This window comes from Bacillus sp. SRB_331 (assembly GCF_003264175.1).
GTDB lineage: Bacteria > Bacillota > Bacilli > Bacillales > Bacillaceae_G > Bacillus_A > Bacillus_A mycoides.
Genome location: NZ_NADV01000015.1, coordinates 33,109 through 50,284 on the forward strand (window position 1 = coordinate 33,109; position 17,176 = coordinate 50,284).

The 17,176-nt window shown below is 38.1% G+C and carries 13 protein-coding genes, 15 tRNA genes and 2 pseudogenes; 6 read left to right on the forward strand and 24 right to left on the reverse strand.

The features are described 5' to 3' along the window. Position 1: 1 nt before the first annotated feature. Complete coding sequence (locus B5P42_RS12455) at positions 2-784, forward strand: TIGR00266 family protein (protein WP_088031436.1); 783 nt, start codon at positions 2-4, stop codon at positions 782-784. Positions 785-807: 23 nt separating this feature from the next. Here B5P42_RS12455 and B5P42_RS12460 read toward each other — a convergent pair whose 3' ends face one another. Continuing rightward, on the reverse strand, positions 808-1,578 hold the full coding sequence (locus tag B5P42_RS12460; RefSeq protein ID WP_113734306.1) for a MerR family transcriptional regulator: 771 nt from the start codon (positions 1,576-1,578) through the stop codon (positions 808-810). A 141-nt stretch (positions 1,579-1,719) separates the two neighbouring features. Here B5P42_RS12460 and B5P42_RS12465 point away from each other — a divergent pair, with 141 nt between their 5' ends. Further along, on the forward strand, positions 1,720-2,442 hold the full coding sequence (locus B5P42_RS12465; protein ID WP_002089241.1) for a lipase family protein: 723 nt from the start codon (positions 1,720-1,722) through the stop codon (positions 2,440-2,442). Between the two features lie 76 nt (positions 2,443-2,518). Continuing rightward, positions 2,519-2,653 (forward strand): hypothetical protein, encoded by a 135-nt coding sequence (locus B5P42_RS32615; RefSeq protein WP_258397490.1) that lies wholly within the window; start codon positions 2,519-2,521, stop codon positions 2,651-2,653. A gap of 155 nt (positions 2,654-2,808) precedes the next feature. On the opposite strand, the gene glgP is transcribed toward B5P42_RS32615, so the two are convergent. The 5 genes from glgP to glgB all read right to left on the reverse strand — a co-directional run bounded on the left by glgP (position 2,809) and on the right by glgB (position 10,848). Continuing rightward, positions 2,809-5,217, reverse strand: coding sequence for a glycogen phosphorylase (gene glgP, locus B5P42_RS12475; RefSeq protein ID WP_113734307.1), 2,409 nt, complete (start codon positions 5,215-5,217; stop codon positions 2,809-2,811). Between the two features lie 18 nt (positions 5,218-5,235). After that, entirely contained in the window at positions 5,236-6,666 is a 1,431-nt protein-coding gene (glgA, locus tag B5P42_RS12480) for a glycogen synthase GlgA (protein ID WP_060749492.1), read from the reverse strand. A 113-nt stretch (positions 6,667-6,779) separates the two neighbouring features. Further along, the gene (glgD, locus tag B5P42_RS12485; RefSeq protein WP_002015798.1) at positions 6,780-7,814 is read right to left on the reverse strand and encodes a glucose-1-phosphate adenylyltransferase subunit GlgD; all 1,035 of its coding nucleotides are present in this window, start codon (positions 7,812-7,814) and stop codon (positions 6,780-6,782) included. 18 nt (positions 7,815-7,832) lie between these two features. Then, positions 7,833-8,963: a glucose-1-phosphate adenylyltransferase gene (gene glgC / locus B5P42_RS12490; protein WP_002089246.1), complete on the reverse strand. Its 1,131-nt coding sequence runs from the start codon at positions 8,961-8,963 to the stop codon at positions 7,833-7,835. Further along, complete coding sequence (gene glgB / locus B5P42_RS12495; protein ID WP_113734308.1) at positions 8,911-10,848, reverse strand: 1,4-alpha-glucan branching protein GlgB; 1,938 nt, start codon at positions 10,846-10,848, stop codon at positions 8,911-8,913. Before glgB ends, glgC begins: the two co-directional genes overlap by 53 nt. A gap of 470 nt (positions 10,849-11,318) precedes the next feature. Between glgB and B5P42_RS12500 the strand changes: the two are divergent. Both B5P42_RS12500 and B5P42_RS12505 read left to right on the forward strand, forming a co-directional pair. Then, a pseudogene (locus B5P42_RS12500) lies at positions 11,319-11,441 on the forward strand (TasA family protein); the annotation flags it as partial. After that, positions 11,432-11,785, forward strand: a pseudogene (locus B5P42_RS12505) (dockerin type I domain-containing protein); the annotation flags it as partial. The pseudogenes B5P42_RS12500 and B5P42_RS12505, both read left to right, overlap by 10 nt. A 173-nt stretch (positions 11,786-11,958) precedes the next feature. On the opposite strand, the gene B5P42_RS12510 reads toward B5P42_RS12505, so the two are convergent. Both B5P42_RS12510 and B5P42_RS12515 read right to left on the reverse strand, forming a co-directional pair. Next, entirely contained in the window at positions 11,959-12,903 is a 945-nt protein-coding gene (locus B5P42_RS12510; protein WP_002089250.1) for an L-lactate dehydrogenase, read from the reverse strand. Between the two features lie 454 nt (positions 12,904-13,357). Further along, on the reverse strand, positions 13,358-13,957 hold the full coding sequence (locus B5P42_RS12515) for a TetR/AcrR family transcriptional regulator (RefSeq protein ID WP_113734309.1): 600 nt from the start codon (positions 13,955-13,957) through the stop codon (positions 13,358-13,360). 323 nt (positions 13,958-14,280) lie between these two features. Here B5P42_RS12515 and B5P42_RS12520 point away from each other — a divergent pair, with 323 nt between their 5' ends. Next, on the forward strand, positions 14,281-15,504 hold the full coding sequence (locus B5P42_RS12520; protein ID WP_113734310.1) for an MFS transporter: 1,224 nt from the start codon (positions 14,281-14,283) through the stop codon (positions 15,502-15,504). Positions 15,505-15,534: 30 nt separating this feature from the next. On the opposite strand, the gene B5P42_RS31995 is transcribed toward B5P42_RS12520, so the two are convergent. From B5P42_RS31995 to B5P42_RS12595, 16 genes are all read right to left on the reverse strand, one after another. Continuing rightward, entirely contained in the window at positions 15,535-15,690 is a 156-nt protein-coding gene (locus B5P42_RS31995) for a sigma-70 family RNA polymerase sigma factor (RefSeq protein ID WP_181458794.1), read from the reverse strand. Positions 15,691-15,825: 135 nt separating this feature from the next. Further along, a tRNA-Glu gene (locus tag B5P42_RS12525) sits at positions 15,826-15,897 on the reverse strand. Positions 15,898-15,903: 6 nt separating this feature from the next. Continuing rightward, a tRNA-Ser gene (locus tag B5P42_RS12530) sits at positions 15,904-15,994 on the reverse strand. Between the two features lie 6 nt (positions 15,995-16,000). Then, positions 16,001-16,075 (reverse strand) — tRNA-Asn (locus B5P42_RS12535). Between the two features lie 7 nt (positions 16,076-16,082). Continuing rightward, positions 16,083-16,159 (reverse strand) — tRNA-Ile (locus B5P42_RS12540). A gap of 6 nt (positions 16,160-16,165) precedes the next feature. Beyond that, a tRNA-Gly gene (locus B5P42_RS12545) sits at positions 16,166-16,236 on the reverse strand. A 13-nt stretch (positions 16,237-16,249) separates the two neighbouring features. Further along, positions 16,250-16,325, reverse strand: a tRNA-Lys gene (locus B5P42_RS12550). Between the two features lie 10 nt (positions 16,326-16,335). Beyond that, positions 16,336-16,411: transfer RNA gene (locus B5P42_RS12555), tRNA-Thr, on the reverse strand. A 14-nt stretch (positions 16,412-16,425) separates the two neighbouring features. After that, positions 16,426-16,501 (reverse strand) — tRNA-Phe (locus B5P42_RS12560). 14 nt (positions 16,502-16,515) lie between these two features. Then, positions 16,516-16,591, reverse strand: a tRNA-Asp gene (locus B5P42_RS12565). A 3-nt stretch (positions 16,592-16,594) separates the two neighbouring features. Beyond that, positions 16,595-16,671: transfer RNA gene (locus B5P42_RS12570), tRNA-Met, on the reverse strand. 27 nt (positions 16,672-16,698) lie between these two features. Then, a tRNA-Ser gene (locus B5P42_RS12575) sits at positions 16,699-16,791 on the reverse strand. 17 nt (positions 16,792-16,808) lie between these two features. Beyond that, positions 16,809-16,885: transfer RNA gene (locus tag B5P42_RS12580), tRNA-Ile, on the reverse strand. Between the two features lie 4 nt (positions 16,886-16,889). Then, a tRNA-Met gene (locus tag B5P42_RS12585) sits at positions 16,890-16,966 on the reverse strand. Positions 16,967-16,986: 20 nt separating this feature from the next. After that, positions 16,987-17,059, reverse strand: a tRNA-Ala gene (locus B5P42_RS12590). A gap of 14 nt (positions 17,060-17,073) precedes the next feature. Beyond that, a tRNA-Pro gene (locus tag B5P42_RS12595) sits at positions 17,074-17,147 on the reverse strand. Positions 17,148-17,176 lie beyond the last annotated feature (29 nt).

A 17,176-nucleotide genomic window follows, 5' to 3' on the forward strand; every position in this document is an offset into this window, starting at 1 on the left:
AATGCAAGCACATGAAATCGAGTATAAATTATATGGCGACGACATGCAGTTCGTTGAAATTGAATTAGACCCAGAAGAGAGCGTTATCGCAGAAGCTGGTGCAATGATGATGATGGAAGATCATATCGAAATGGAAACAATCTTCGGTGATGGTTCTGGACCATCTAGTGGTCTATTCGGTAAATTAATGGGCGCAGGTAAACGTCTCGTTACAGGTGAAAGTATGTTTATGACTGTATTTACAAATACAGGTCATGGCAAACGACACGTATCATTCGCCGCTCCTTATCCTGGAAAAATTATTCCTGTTGATTTAACAGAATATCAAGGAAAAGTAGTCTGCCAAAAAGATGCATTTCTTTGTGCCGCAAAAGGTGTTTCTATCGGAATTGAGTTTACTAAAAAAATAGGAACTGGTTTCTTCGGTGGTGAAGGTTTCATCATGCAGAAACTTGAAGGTGATGGTCTAGCTTTCATGCATGCAGGCGGAACTGTATATAAGCGCGAATTAAAACCTGGCGAGAAACTTCGCATTGATACAGGTTGTCTCGTTGCAATGACAAAAGACGTTAACTATGATGTTGAATTCGTTGGAAAAGTAAAAACAGCTCTATTTGGCGGTGAAGGTTTATTCTTCGCAACATTAGAAGGTCCTGGAACAGTTTGGATTCAGTCCTTAACACTTAGCCGCTTAGCAGCACGCCTTACAAGCCCAGCAGCTCAAAACAGCGGTGAAGGCAGCGTTTTAGGCGGACTTGGTCGTTTATTAGATGGAAAAGAGTAATAAGTGCCCTTATAGGGCATTTTTTATTTAGGTGGACTATACAAACCATTTTGGATCATAAAGTATTTCATCGCTTCATTAAGCCACGCCTCTTCTTCTTCCGTATAAGGAGAAGGCATCATATTATTATATTGTTCTTCTACATTCTCTAATTTACCTAGAGAATACATTGTCTCTTCACCGACATACTTAAGAGTCGCTTTCATATGTTCATCAACCAATTTTTGCACTTCTGAATCCTCAATTTGTCTTCCAAATAACCTTTTCACTTCTTTTGCTAAACGCATAAATTCTTTATCAAGTGCTATGTCCTCTTCTTCCGGCTTATTATATAATCCATCAGCCACTTCTTTTGATACATATTCTTCAAGCCATAAACGTTGTTCGTTTTCTTTTTGGATACTATTAATTAAGCTCATTAATATGTTACTATCTACCTCTTCATCTTCCTCAAGGTATACCATTGTTCGTTCAATCGCCTTTATCGAAACTTCAAGTTGTTTTTTCTTTTCTTCAAAGGCTACTCTTTGATTTTGTAATGTTTCTTTTAAGCTTATATTCAAACTTTTCACATTGAGCATGACACGAATTTCTTCTAAACTATATCCTAATACTTTAAGACTCACTATTTTTTGGAGCGCTAATATATCTCTATCTTTATATACACGGTGTCCTGAACTTATATTTTTTTCAGGTTTAAGCAGGCCAAGTTCATCGTAATACTGTAGTGTTCGTATTGATATACCTGTTCTCTTTGAAAACTCACCAATTGAATAGCCTTCCTTTTTGCTCATCCTACACTCCTCCTAACAATATGTTTACAAAAATCATACTCCCTCACGTAACTGTAGGTTCAAGCCTTTTTTCAAAAAGAATGAATCAAGTCCCTCACTGCATATATTGAACTATACCTTTTCTTAAGGAGGGCTTTCTTGATGCGTACTCCTTTATCCTTTGATAAAGATACTGCCATATTGTTAGCATCTTGCTGCGATCTAACGTATGAACAATATAAACAAAATGGCATTTTCGAAATACCCGATGGGTTCCAATATGTACAAGGGTTTCAAGGAAAGGCCATTCAAAAGACAGAATGGTTCGGATTCATATTAGAATCTGAGGATACGATTATTGTAGCTTTTAGGGGCACACAAACAGATACAGATTGGATTATCGATTCACTCGTTAACCAAAAGCCATACCCATATGCTTTAAATAGTGGGAATGTTCATAATGGCTTTCTTTCAATTTATGAATCTTGCCGGGATTCCATTATGGATATGCTCGTGTCATTACCCGCCCATAAGAAACTTCTTGCAACAGGCCATAGCTTAGGCGGTGCACTCGCTACACTACACATACTAGATGCACGTATAAATACTGCCTTCGCACAGTACGGTCTTTATACCTTTGCCTCTCCAAAAGTTGGAGATATCGCCTTTCGAAATTATTATAAACTGCAAGTGGCTAGTAGCTTTCGTTTTGTCAATTTATTCGATGTCGTTCCTCTTCTCCCTCCAAGAAATGTCCATTTTAATGATAAAGACTGGGAATATGCACACGTCCATCACAACATGACATTTACGAAAAATACAAAATCCATTACGAATAATCATTCCATTACAACATACAAAACATGTCTGACCTCTCATTTTTAACCAGTAAACAATTGGAAATTTAATATTTGTATACTATAATAATCTATGAAATTACTTTCGGATGAGGGGACCTTACATGCTAAAATTTTTCTTTGCACTTTTTCTTATAATAATTTTTTCGTTTACGGGTTTCTTTACATTTTCATACTTTGCGACTGGAGAATATGGTGGAACAGGTATCATGTATACTGCCATCCCATTTCTTTCTTAAGCAAAAACGGAAAAACGAGCTTAATGAGATTAAGCTCGTTTTTTAGCAATTATATTCCTCTTTTAAAAGTGAATACACTTTAGCGTCCCTATACGTATTATTCATTTTTACACTTTGTCTCCATGAATAAAAGTCCCTTCAAAAGGGACTTTCACTTAATACTGTGTAACCGCATTACCAATACTCCAAATCTCATTACTATACTGTAAAATCGTTCGATCACTCGCAAAATGACCAGACTGTGCAATATTTAAAATCGACATTTCTAGCCACTTCGTTCGGTTTTCATACGCTCTACCAACAGCTTCTTGCCTTTCCGCATATGGACCAAAATCTCGCAAAACGAAGTATTCATCATTTTGAATTACAAGTGAATCATAAATCGCTTCAAATTCAGCTCCCGACTGTGCAAAGAAACCATTCGTTAACTGATCTACTACTTTTTTAATATGCATATTGTGGTGATAATAATCACTTGCACGATATCCACCATTTTGATAGTAATGAAGAACCTCTTCCGCTGTTAAGCCAAAAATGAAACAGTTATCATCACCGACCCGGTCTTTTATTTCAACATTAGCTCCGTCTAACGTTCCGAGTGTAATCGCACCATTCATCATAAATTTCATATTCCCTGTTCCTGATGCTTCTTTACTCGCAGTTGAAATTTGCTCACTCACATCCGCAGCTGGGAATATATCTTCCGCTAAAGACACTCGATAGTTTTCTAGAAAGATAACTTTCATATATTGGCTTACGTACGGATCATTATTTACTTTCCTTGCGAGTTCATTGATTAATTTAATAATTTTTTTCGCATAGTAATAGCCAGGTGATGCTTTCGCTCCAAAGATAAAAGTACGCGGATAAAATGTAAAACTAGCATCCTCTTTCAAACGGTTATACAAATATAAAATATGAAGAACGTTTAATAGTTGTCGTTTGTAAGCATGTAGTCTTTTTACTTGCACATCAAAAATAGAATTAGGATCAATTGTAATCCCCATTTTATTATGAATACGCTCCGCTAAAATCTCTTTACGCTCTTGTTTTACCTCTGCAAATTTTTCTTGGAAACTCGCATCGTGTTGAACTGTTTGCAGCGCTTGAAGCTTAATCGGTTCTTTCTTCCACTCTGTTCCAATCGCCTCTGAAATCAGGTTTGTCAGCTGCGGATTCGCCTTCATTAACCAACGTCTATGAGCGATTCCATTCGTTTTATTATTAAACTTATCTGGATAAAACTCATAAAACAATCGCATTTCACGTTGCTTTAAAATTTCCGTATGAATTTTTGCTACACCATTTACGCTATGGCTACCGACAATTGCTAAATGAGCCATTTTCACAAGATCATGCGCAATAATCGCCATCTCTTCAATACGATGCCATTCATATGGATAACGTTCCCAAAGTTCATGACAGAAACGTTCATTAATCTCTTCAATAATCATATAAATTCTCGGTAATAACGGTTTAAAAATGTGAATTGGCCACTTCTCAAGCGCTTCTGATAACGTCGTATGATTCGTATAAGAAATCGTTTGCGATGTTATGTGCCAAGCTTCTTCCCATGCTAGTTTTTCTTCATCTAATAAAATACGCATTAGTTCTGGAATCGCCAAAACTGGATGTGTATCATTAATATGAATCGCGATTTTCTCATGTAATTGACGAAGGTCACCATATCTTTCTCTATGCATACGAACGATATTTTGCAAACTTGCTGATACGAGGAAATACTGTTGCTTCAAACGAAGTATTTTCCCCTCATCATGCGTATCATCTGGATATAAAAACTCCGATACAGCCTCTGTTTCACGCTTATATTTCAAAATATCTTTGCAATTTTGCGGGAAAGGAACTGGTTCAGCATTCCAAAGTCTGAGTGTATTTACAGTACTCGTCTCATAACCTACTACTGGAACGTCATATGGTACTGCCATAATCACTTCTGCATTCGTATGCCTGAACTCTAAACGCCCATCAATGTATAGCGGTTCAACATTGCCGAAATAGCTTACTTCTACAGCTTGATCATGCCTTCTTACTTCCCATACGTTTTCATGAAGAAGCCACTGCTCTGGAAATTCAACTTGATAACCATCAACAATTTTTTGATCAAATAAGCCGTGTTTGTAACGAATTCCACAGCCATGACCTGGTAAGTTTAAAGATGCAAGTGAATCAAGGAAACAGGCTGCTAATCGTCCAAGTCCACCATTTCCAAGACCTGCATCTGCTTCCACCTCTTCTAATTGTTGCAAAGAAATCCCAAGCTCAGAAAGTCCTTGCTCACATACATCCCTGATGCCTAAATTTAATATGTTACTTCCAAGCAAACGCCCAAGTAAAAACTCAATGGATAAGTAATACATTTGCTTTTGCTCTCCAGACCGATAACTTTCGTTCGTTGCAATCCATTGACTATTCATATACTCACGTACCATGTACCCAAGCGTATTGTATTGATCACGAGTTGTAGAGTCTTTAAAACTTTTACCATACATCGTCTCTAACTTTTCTAGAAAAGCTGATTTGAAACTTTCAACATGAGTAAACATTTCTTCACCACCTACATGTTATTCCATGAGACTTTTATACAATTTCTTATAGGCAAGAGCTGATTTCTCCCAGCTATAATCTTCAGTCATCGCTTGTTTTACAAGCTGCTCCCATACCGGTTTATCATGATAAAATTCAATCGCACGAAGAACCGTGTGCAACATGTCATGCGCATTAAAGTTCGTGAAACTGAAACCATTTCCTTCTCCAGTTTCTTCGTCATAAGATTGTACAGTATCATTTAATCCGCCTGTCTCTCTTACAATCGGAATTGTACCGTACGCTAATGCGATAAGTTGTCCAAGTCCACACGGTTCAAATAGTGATGGCATTAAGAATAAATCACTTCCCGCATACACTTGGTGGGCTAGTTCTTCATTAAATCCGATATACACTTTTACCTTCTCAGGGTACTCGTATGCCATCCACTCAAAGAATTGTTCATATTCAGAATCACCTGATCCTAAAATAATACATTGCACATCTTCCTCCATTATTTCGCGGAATACAGTACGTACTAAATCAAGACCTTTTTGCTTCGTTAATCTCGTTACCATCGAAATAATTGGTGTATCTTCTTTTTCTGGCAAACCAAAATAACGCTGCAAGGCGCGTTTATTTTCATTCTTTTCCTCTAATGACTCTGCATCATACTGAGCAGTAATATACGAATCTGTTTCTGGATTATATACGCTCGTATCAATTCCATTTACGATGCCGCTAAGCTTACCATTATTTTTTCGTAACAACCCATCTAACTTCTCACCGAAAAACTCATATTGAATTTCCTCTTTGTATGTCGGGCTAACTGCTGTAATTTGATCAGAAGCGATAATTCCGCCCTTCATAAAGTTCACATTTCCATAAAACTCTAGCTGCTCACTATGAAAATATTCATCACCAAGTTCTAACAAGTCGTATATCACTTCAGGAGGAAATACACCTTGGAACTGCAAATTATGAATCGTATACACCGTTTTAATATGCTCATATAATGGATTATCTTGATACTTTTCACGCAGTAAGAAATTCACCATAGCTGTATGCCAATCGTGGCTATGAAGAACATCCACTTCGAAATCAAGATGCGGAATACACTCTAAAACTGCTTTCGAAAAATAAGAAAAACGCTCTCCGTCATCATAATGACCATATAGAGAATCTCTCTTAAAATAATATTCATTATCTATTAAGTAATACGTAATCCCGTCTTGCTCACCTTTTAAAATTCCGCAATATTGATTTCTCCACCCAAGCGGGACGTTAATTACTTTATGTAACGTACATCCATCCCTTAATTTTTGCGGAATAAGACTATAATTTGGAAGTATAATGCGAACGTCCACGCCTAATTTTTTTAGCTCTTTTGGGAGCGCACCTGCTACATCAGCTAATCCTCCCGATTTAACAAATGGTACACATTCTGATACTGCAAATAAAATATTCACTTGTTGTCCCACTGCACGAAAAGCTTATACGACTTCCCTTGCAGCTTCCTCCCTTCGAGTTTTCATTTGAATGAATGCTTTAATCAGTGGAGGAAAAACCCCCACTGATTCTTTTAAGAATAACTATTAATCGTACTGTTTTGAATGCTTCCTTTTTCTACAACATATGGCTCATCGGCGTTTCCTTTTAGTACAACACCGTCACCAATTTTCACGTCTTTATCAATAATAACACCGTCTATTATGCAATTATCTCCAATTTGGCTCTTTTGCATAATAATACTATTACGAACAATTGAACCTTTTCCAATTTTAACAGAACGGGAGACAACACTATTTTCTACTTCACCCTCAATAATACTGCCGTTTGCAATCATCGTATTTTTCACTACTGCACCCTTCATATAACGAGTTGGTGGCTCATCTTTTACTTTCGTAAAGATTGGTGCTTCTTTCTTAAATAATTGCTTCCAAATAGAAGGCTGCAAAATTTCTAGGCTATGTTTATAGTAACTTTCAATAGAATCAATAATAGCTACATATCCTGTATGTTCGTACGTAGTAATATGCAGTGATTTCCCGCTCTTTTCTCTCACTACATCAAATAAACTGTATTGCTCCACATCTTTATATGTCTCAAATAAGTCTAGCAATAATTGTTTCTTTAACACATATGTTTGAAGCGAAACCCCTTCATGACAAACTTCAGTAATATCTGCAGACGTGTGTATATGTCGCTCTAACACCGCTTGAAAGTTTAACGCTGTTACAAGATGGCTATTCGTAATAACAACATATTCTTCTCTGCTTCTTAGAAAATAATCAATATGTCTTCTAAAATGTGCAAAAGATCCAAATTCGTCATGATCACATTGGCAGTTCGGTGGGAATAAAAACAGTCCATCACGCTTTCTATCTAAATCCCACTGTTTTCCTGAACCGACATGATCCATTAAAGAACGATTTTTATGACTTGTAAAAACCGCCACGCTATGAATATTAGAATTCACCATATTTGAAAGCATGAAATCAATGAGGCGATAACGGCCTCCAAACGGTAACGCCGCTAATGAACGATGCCCTGTTACTTTCTTTAAGGAAGGAAAACTTCCCGTTGCATTAATAATTCCTAACATTTTTTCTCCCATTCATTTCATCCCCCTTTTCTATTTTCCTTCAGCAATTAGTACTACATCATCAACATTTTTTTCTGGACGAATTATTGTCCCATCTTCAATAACCATTTCCGATCCAACGATCGCTCTTTCAATCACAACGTTTTTACCAATCTTTGCCCCCGGCATAACGACAGAATCGATTACCATACTACCTTCTTCCACCGTCACTCCTTGGAATAAAACAGAATGCTTCACGTCCCCTTCAATGACGCACCCTTCATTAATAAGTGACTCTTCTACTTTTGCCTGTTGTGCAATATATTGAGGCGGCTCGTTTGGATTTACAGAATAAATGCGCCAATTACGATCGTTCAAGTTCAACGATGTTTCATCGCGAAGTAAATCCATATTCGCTTCCCATAAGCTTTTCACCGTTCCAACATCTTTCCAATATCCTTCAAACGGATACGCCATCAGCTTCTTCCCTTCATCTAATAAAAGCGGAAGTACATCTTTTCCGAAGTCATTACTAGATTCAGGGTTTCTTGCATCCATCTCTAAATATTCTTTTAAAATAGCCCAGTTAAAAATATAAATTCCCATTGATGCAAGATTACTTCTTGGAAATTGCGGTTTCTCCTCAAATTCAACAACTTCCATCTCTTCATTTGTATTCATGATGCCAAAGCGACTTGCTTCATCCCACGGCACTTCAATAACAGAAATCGAAACATCCGCTTCTTTCTCAATATGGTAATCTAGCATTTTGCTGTAATCCATTTTATAAATATGATCGCCTGATAAAATAAGGACATATTCTGGTTCATACTGACTTAAATAGTTTAAGTTTTGATAAATAGCACTTGCCGTACCTGTATACCACTTCACACCTGAAGACTCCGCATAAGGAGGTAACACAGTGACTCCACCGTTTACACGATCAAGATCCCAAGCATTTCCGATTCCAATATAATTATGAAGTTCTAACGGTTGATATTGTGTTAAAATCCCCACCGTTTCAATACCGGAGTTTGCACAGTTACTTAACGTAAAATCAATAATGCGATATTTACCACCAAATGGAACAGCTGGCTTGGCTAAATTTTTTGTTAATGCACTTAAACGACTACCTTTTCCCCCTGCTAGTAACATTGCTACGCACTTTTGTTTTTGAGCCATCTTGTTTTTTGCTCCCCTTTCTCGTCTTCACTGGTCGTAATATGGATACGCCAAATGGTGGAATTGTAATTTCTACATGTGCCGCTTGATTATGATATGGCTCTAGAATCGTCTTGAGACGTTTCTTATTAACTTGCCCCGATCCGCCATATTGCGCCGAGTCACTGTTTAAAATTTCGTTATAGTACTCGAAATCTGGTACACCTACTTTATAGTTTTCATATGTAGCTTTCGTAAAATTACATACGACAACTAACGCATCTTCCTGCTTATCCCCTTGGCGGATAAACGAGAAAATACTTTGCTCATTATTATTAGCATCAATCCACTGAAATCCTTCAGGCGAGTGATCTAACTGCCAAAGTGGTTTTGAGCGCTTATACAATGCTATGAGCTCTTTAAAGTAATCATGCATATTACGATGCATTTCAAAATCATGTAAATTCCAATCTAAATCTTCAAGGTCTTTCCACTCATCAAATTGCCCGAATTCTCCACCCATAAAGAGTAATTTCTTACCTGGATGAGTAAAGAAATATCCATATAATAAACGAAGCTGAGCAAACTTATCCCAGTAATCTCCCGGCATTTTATTTAATAACGACTTTTTCCCATGAACGACTTCATCATGAGAAAGCGGCAATATGAAGTTTTCAGAGTGAGCATATATTAAAGAGAATGTCATTTTCTCATGAATGTATTTCCGGTACCCTGGCGCACATTCCATATATTTCAGCACATCATTCATCCAACCCATATTCCATTTATAATTGAATCCAAGTCCACCCTCGTATGTTGGAGCTGTTACAAGTGGCCAAGCTGTTGAATCTTCCGCTGTCATAAGAAACTCTTCATCTTCTGCAAACACGGCTTCATTTAACTCTCGTAAGAAAGAAACAGCATGTTCATTGCTTTGCTCTTTTCCTTCTTTATTCCAGTACAGCATATTCGCAACTGCATCTACCCTGAAACCATCAATATGGAAATACTTCATCCAAAATAACGCATTTGAAATTAAGAAATTACGTACTTCTCTCTTCCCTAAATCAAAATTAACAGTTCCCCATACAAGGTTTTCTTGTACGTCTCTATCTTTATATTCATAAGTCGGTGTCCCATCAAACAAATATAAACCGTGAGCATCTTTACAAAAATGCCCCGGTACCCAATCTAAAATGACACCGATTCCATATTTATGACATTCATCGACAAAATACATCAAATCATGTGGCGTGCCGAATCTACTTGTCGCTGCATAATATCCTGTTCCCTGATATCCCCAAGAACGATCATATGGATGCTCAACAAGCGGCATAATTTCAATATGTGTAAATTGATGTTCCACCACATACGGAATGAGCTCCTCGGCCATTTCTCTGTAAGAATACAGAGCGCCATCTTCTTTCTTTTTCCAAGAACCGAAATGTAATTCATAAACTGTCATCGCTTCTTTATAAATCGATTTTTTCTTTCTCTTACGAATCCAGTTTTTATCATTCCATTCATATCCCTCTATATCAAAAACTACAGATGCCGTATTTGGTCTTACTTCTGCATATACTGCGTAAGGATCTGCTTTTAAAATAACGTCACCATCCATCGTTTCAATCGCATACTTATATATCTCATTCTCTTCAATATGCGGTACAAACAAGGACCAAATCCCCTCTTCTGTCACTTGTAGCATCTTATGTTGCTCATAATCCCATTCATTAAAATCTCCAACAACACTCATTGCTTTCGCATGAGGAGCCCATACTGTGAATCGTACACCTCGCATCCCATCTTCCGTCACAATATGTGCGCCAAAGATGTTATAACTGTCATAGTACTTTTCTGTATGAAACTCATCTCGTTTCACTTCTTCACAATTTATTACATCCAATATGTTCACCTCACTAAGATGACAGAATTTTTTTACTCTTTATCATTTCTGCGAAAAACTGAGATATCCTTGTTATTTTTTAAAAAATATTCGTTTTTTTCTTAAATTTCACTTAAAATATTCACATTTTCCGTGTAAATTATCGAATTTTGACGAATATTCATTGCGAACGCTTTATTCCCCTTACTATTTCTCACCTTTCATTGTTGCTCAATATTTATTTTATTGGTTTTTCTCTGTATTTCACGCTCTTTCCACGTAAAATACAAACAAAATAATCTTTCATAAAAAAATGTTTCTCAACATTTTTTTTCACAAAATTTATTGAAATGTAAAATTCATAAGCATATACTTGTTCCCAATAACGAACAGCATGCTTCGCAACTATAATTCATACTGAAATACTATGTTTACTTATTTCATACTCGTTGCGAATGTTTGCTATAAAAATCAAACTAGGGGGCTTTCTTATGTCATTGAAACAAAAAGTAGGAATGGGAGTTGTCACTGCATCACTAGGCTTATCACTTACATTTGGCGGTGTATTCGCCTATTTCAGCGACTCCGAAACATCGGGTAATTCATTTCAAGCCGTCTAACTACAAAACTAGGTACTGAAAAAGATGGTAAGCTGCTTGGCCAGTATTATTACGCACGACCTGATGAAAACCTTGCCGGTGATGTAAATGGAGATAAAGTCATTGATATTAAAGATGCTGAAATTATCGCTAGCAACTATGGTAAAAAAGGAGTATCTGTAAAAGACGTCGATCTTAACAAAGATGGTATTGTCGACGAAAAAGATATTCGTTTCGTTGAAAAGAACTTCTTGAAAAAAGGGCCAGATGCAGCTAAATCACAAACGCCTGTTGAAAAATCAAAAAGCGGTACACTTGCAGATATTTTAAAGAAATTAGGATTAACACCGAAAAAATAACACATAAAAGCACTCTATTCGAAAATAGAGTGCTTTTTTCTATAAATGACCCTTATCCAGCAAAAGGGGTATATTGGGGATATACAAGGGAAACCGGAAAAGGAATTTATATTAGATTATATAAAAACTCAGAGGTAGGAAGCAGTTTCCCGCCTCTGAATTATTAGCAGTTATTATAGTACTGGTGCCATTGTTTCTTTTAATACTTTTACAGAATGAGCGAACTTCACTTTTTCTTCTTCGTTTAATTCAAGTTCTACGATTTCACGTACACCTTCGCGGTTAATAACAGCTGGAACACCTACGTAAGCATCTTTCTCACCATATTGACCTTCAAGGTATGCAGATACAGTTAATACGCTGTTCTCGTTGCTTAAGATCGCTTTAGTTACACGAAGTAGTGACATACCGATTCCGTAGTAAGTTGCGCCTTTACGTTCAATAATGTGGTAAGCTGCATCGCGTACATTTTCAAAGATTTTATCTAAATCTTCTTGGTTATACTGTTCGTTGTTCGCTAAGATTGTTTCTAGTTTTTGTACACCTACAGTAGCGTGGCTCCATACTGGAAGTTCAGTGTCACCGTGCTCACCAACGATGTAAGCATGAACGTTACGTGGATCTACATCTAAGTAGTCACCTAACATGTAACGGAAACGAGCAGAGTCTAAAGTAGTACCAGAACCGATTACGCGCTCTTTCGGTAAACCAGATTCTTTCCAAGTTACGTAAGTTAAAATATCAACTGGGTTAGTTGCAATTAAGAAGATTCCATCGAATCCGCTATCCATAATACCGCGAACGATTTGTTTAAAGATCTTTGTATTTTTCTCAACTAAGTCTAAACGAGTTTCGCCTGGCTTTTGTGGTAATCCAGCAGTGATAACTACTAAATCTGCATCTTTACAATCTGCATAGCTACCGCTCCAAACTTTTGTTGGTGCTGGAGAGAATGGTACCGCATGGCTTAAGTCCATTGCTTCTCCTTCTGCTTTTGCTTCATTAACATCTACTAGTACGAATTCTTCAGCTACACCTTGGTTGATCATTGAGTAAGCGTAACTACAACCTACAGCTCCTGTTCCTACTAATACTACACGATTGATACCTTTTTTCATGGTAATTTCCCCTTCCAATTGTTTACATCTATTTTTTATTATTGTTTAAGTAATTAATTAAAATACTAATTTAATGTTGTTTAACTTCTTTACATTCATATTGTAGCACGGATTATTGTGAATTCCTTCACAAATTATGACCTATTTGTGAACTTTTTCACATAGAGTGTAAAGTTGATGGAATAGGTGTGGAATCCATACCAAATTAGGTGTTTTCTTTAGATTGTGAATAAAAATGTATGATTCGATTACTCACTGTAACTAAATTTACTTTCTATCCTAATATTCACAAAAAATGTAATCACATTATAAGATTAAACTGACTGATCACATCATACCCTAACAAGATGGACGTCAATTAGCTTATATAGAATACTGTGAAATAAATGAATTAGCCTATACTTTATCACCTCCCTTTTAACCATTACTATATATTAAAAAATATCCGTTAAAATTACGCATTCTTTTCTAGTAATAAACCATCCAATATAAGTGATAGGCTATGCAAAGCTTTAGACAACTGCATCTCTGCATCTTCAGAATTCGCAATCCAACAAGCAAGGTCCACTAGTCCGCCATTTATGAATCTTGCTAAAGCTTCACAGTCCGTCTTTTCAATAATAGAGTCCTTCATTAATTGTTGAAGTATCTCCGCCATCGTCGTTAAACATTGCGACTGTGATGATTGATAATAACTATTTCCTAATACTGCCGGTGCATCTCGAAGTACGATTCGCTGAATTTCTGGATTAAGTGCCATTGTTAAATAAGCTCGACAGCGCCCAACAAATCCTTCCCAATTTCCTTCCGCCTCATCTGATACTTTCCGTAATTTATTATCCATTTCCATATCAATTTCTTTTACAACTGCTTCTAGCAATCCTTTTTTATCGCCAAAATGATGATAAATTGCACCACGCGTTAAACCGACAGATGCAGTAAAATCATCCATAGATGTGTTTACATATCCAACTGTACCGAAAGCCTCTCTTGCTGCACTCAGCAATTTAGCGCGTGTTTCAATGATCATTTCTGCTCTTGTTTTTTTAACCATCTTTTCCTCCAACTTCTATTCATTCTCTTTATTCAAAATGAATCCCATTATAGTATCGTTCTCTATATAAAAGAATAACTCCTTTTAACGTTAGCTCTCCATCCAGAGATAAAACATTTCAATTGACATACGCACCGTATGTTAATATGATATTGGCATACGGTGCGTATGTCAATTTTTTCTAGCTTACAAGATAATATAACTTCTTACTTATACCCTAAATTGACTCACTGTCCCTTTTTATAGAAGGTATTAACGACACAGAGGAGGAGTTACAAGAATGAAGAATGTATGTGTAAACGCCAAATACTTTGGTGATTATTATGTTTAATTCCTACCGTGAGATTTTCAGTGCTTCTGGTACAAAAGGATTCTCATTAGCAGGCTTTATAGCTCGGATGCCCATATCAATGATGGGGATTGGTATTGTTACAATGTTATCTCAGTTACGTGGTGACTATTGGCTTGCCGGAGCCGTTGCAGCCACCTTCACATTATCATCAGCTTTACTAGCTCCTCATATTTCTCTTATGGCTGATCAATTAGGGCAATCTCGTATACTTCTTCCGACTACAGGTATCAGTGTTTTCTTTACGATTCTCTTACTTCTATGTACGAAATATGAGGCTCCTTATTGGACGCTATTTCTATCCGCCTTATGTGCGGGTTGTATGCCAAACATGTCGGCCATGGTACGTGCACGTTGGACTAAACTATACCGTGGATCTCATAAATTGCATACAGCATTTTCCTTCGAATCGGTCGTCGATGAACATTGCTTCATCATTGGTCCTGTATTATCCGTCAGTTTAAGTGTTATGTTCTTCCCAGAAGCAGGACCACTTTTATCATGTGTTTTTCTTACAATCGGGGTATGCCTATTTACCATGCAAAAAAGCACAGAACCACATGTACGTCCCCACGACATTACAAACAAAGGAACAGTATTTAAAATTGGTACATTACGAGTGCTTGTATTCACACTCATCGCTATAGGTACTATATTTGGCACAATAGATGTAGTTAGTGTGGCTTTTGCTGAGCATCAAGGAAACACAGTAGCTGCTAGCTTTGTGCTTTCCGTCTATGCAATCGGTTCATGCCTGGCAGGTCTTATTTTCGGCACTCTTAAACTCAGTACTCCACCATATAATCAATTTTTAATAGCAGTCACACTATCAATGGTAACAATGCTGCCACTAGTTTTCGTAAACACTATTGCTTGGCTAGTAGTTATTGTTTTCTTTGCAGGCTTATCTGTTGCCCCTACTATGATTATTACTATGGGACTGGTGGAAAAAATCGTACCTGAATCAAAAATAACCGAAGGAATGACCTGGGCAATTACAGGACTTGGTATTGGAGTCTCTCTAGGATCAGCGGTAGCTGGTTTAGTTATTGATACTTTTGGAGCTCGCGCAGGATTTAGTGTGGCTATTATTGCAGGAGGCCTTGCCTTAACTATTGCACTTTTAGGATACAAAACTCTCCACTCCGCATATAGTCATGCTGTTATGAAACCGGATGGGCATTCAGCGGAGAGTTAAAACATATTCAAAAAATGGGATTACCTCTTCTTATGTATAAAAAGAGGTAATCCCATTTAAATTAATATAACTTTTTTGTATCGTATCTTGAACGATATCCTCTGCTTCTGCTGGTGTTACTCCAATTTTAAGCAAATATCTATAAATACTTTTTGATGTTTCTATAATGACCTTTTCATACTCCATCGCTCTCTCCTTTCTATTAGTTAGACGGTTCAAATAGAAAAAAGTATACAAAAATCTATAAAAAAAAGCAGACTATCAAAAGTCCACTTTTATACAACAAAAAAGAGATAGCAGATTATGCTATCTCTTTTAGTATGACCCGTACGGGATTCGAACCCGTGTTACCGCCGTGAAAGGGCGGTGTCTTAACCACTTGACCAACGGGCCAAAATCTGGCAGAGAAGAAGGGATTCGAACCCTCGCACCGCGTTCGCGATCTACTCCCTTAGCAGGGGAGCCCCTTGAGCCACTTGGGTACTTCTCTATAATATGGCTCCGCAGGTAGGACTCGAACCTACGACCGATCGGTTAACAGCCGATAGCTCTACCACTGAGCTACTGCGGAATAATTATGGTGGGCCTAAATGGACTCGAACCATCGACCTCACGCTTATCAGGCGTGCGCTCTAACCAGCTGAGCTATAGGCCCATAAAAAGCGGGTGAAGAGAATCGAACTCTCGACCAGAGCTTGGAAGGCTCTTGTTTTACCACTAAACTACACCCGCATTAAATTAAAAATGGTGAGCCATGAAGGATTCGAACCTTCGACCCTCTGATTAAAAGTCAGATGCTCTACCAACTGAGCTAATGGCTCATTTTGAAAGTGGTGCCGGCTAGAGGACTTGAACCCCCAACCTACTGATTACAAGTCAGTTGCTCTACCAATTGAGCTAAGCCGGCTTGCGATTTCAAAATGGTGGCTCGGGACGGAATCGAACCGCCGACACGAGGATTTTCAGTCCTCTGCTCTACCGACTGAGCTACCGAGCCTTTATGTAAAAAAATGGCGGTCCCGACCGGGGTCGAACCGGCGATCTCCTGCGTGACAGGCAGGCATGTTAACCACTACACCACGGGACCATTTGGTTGCGGGGACAGGATTTGAACCTGCGACCTTCGGGTTATGAGCCCGACGAGCTACCGTACTGCTCCACCCCGCGATGATATAATATTTAATTTAGAAAAAATGGAGGAGGTAGAGGGATTCGAACCCCCGCGCGACTCTCGCCGCCTGTCGGTTTTCAAGACCGATCCCTTCAGCCGAACTTGGGTATACCTCCGAGATATGAACTTTGAGTGGTGGACCTTGTAGGACTCGAACCTACGACCGGACGGTTATGAGCCGTCTGCTCTAACCAGCTGAGCTAAAGGTCCTTTATGGTAGCGGCGGAGGGGATCGAACCCCCGACCTCACGGGTATGAACCGTACGCTCTAGCCAGCTGAGCTACACCGCCATAAGTTATATTCAAATAAGTGGAGCCTAGCGGGATCGAACCGCTGACCTCCTGCGTGCAAGGCAGGCGCTCTCCCAGCTGAGCTAAGGCCCCATATTTTGAAAATATCGGGAAGACAGGATTTGAACCTGCGACCCCCTGGTCCCAAACCAGGTGCTCTACCAAGCTGAGCCACTTCCCGTTAATAAAAAACGCGCCCGAGAGGAGTCG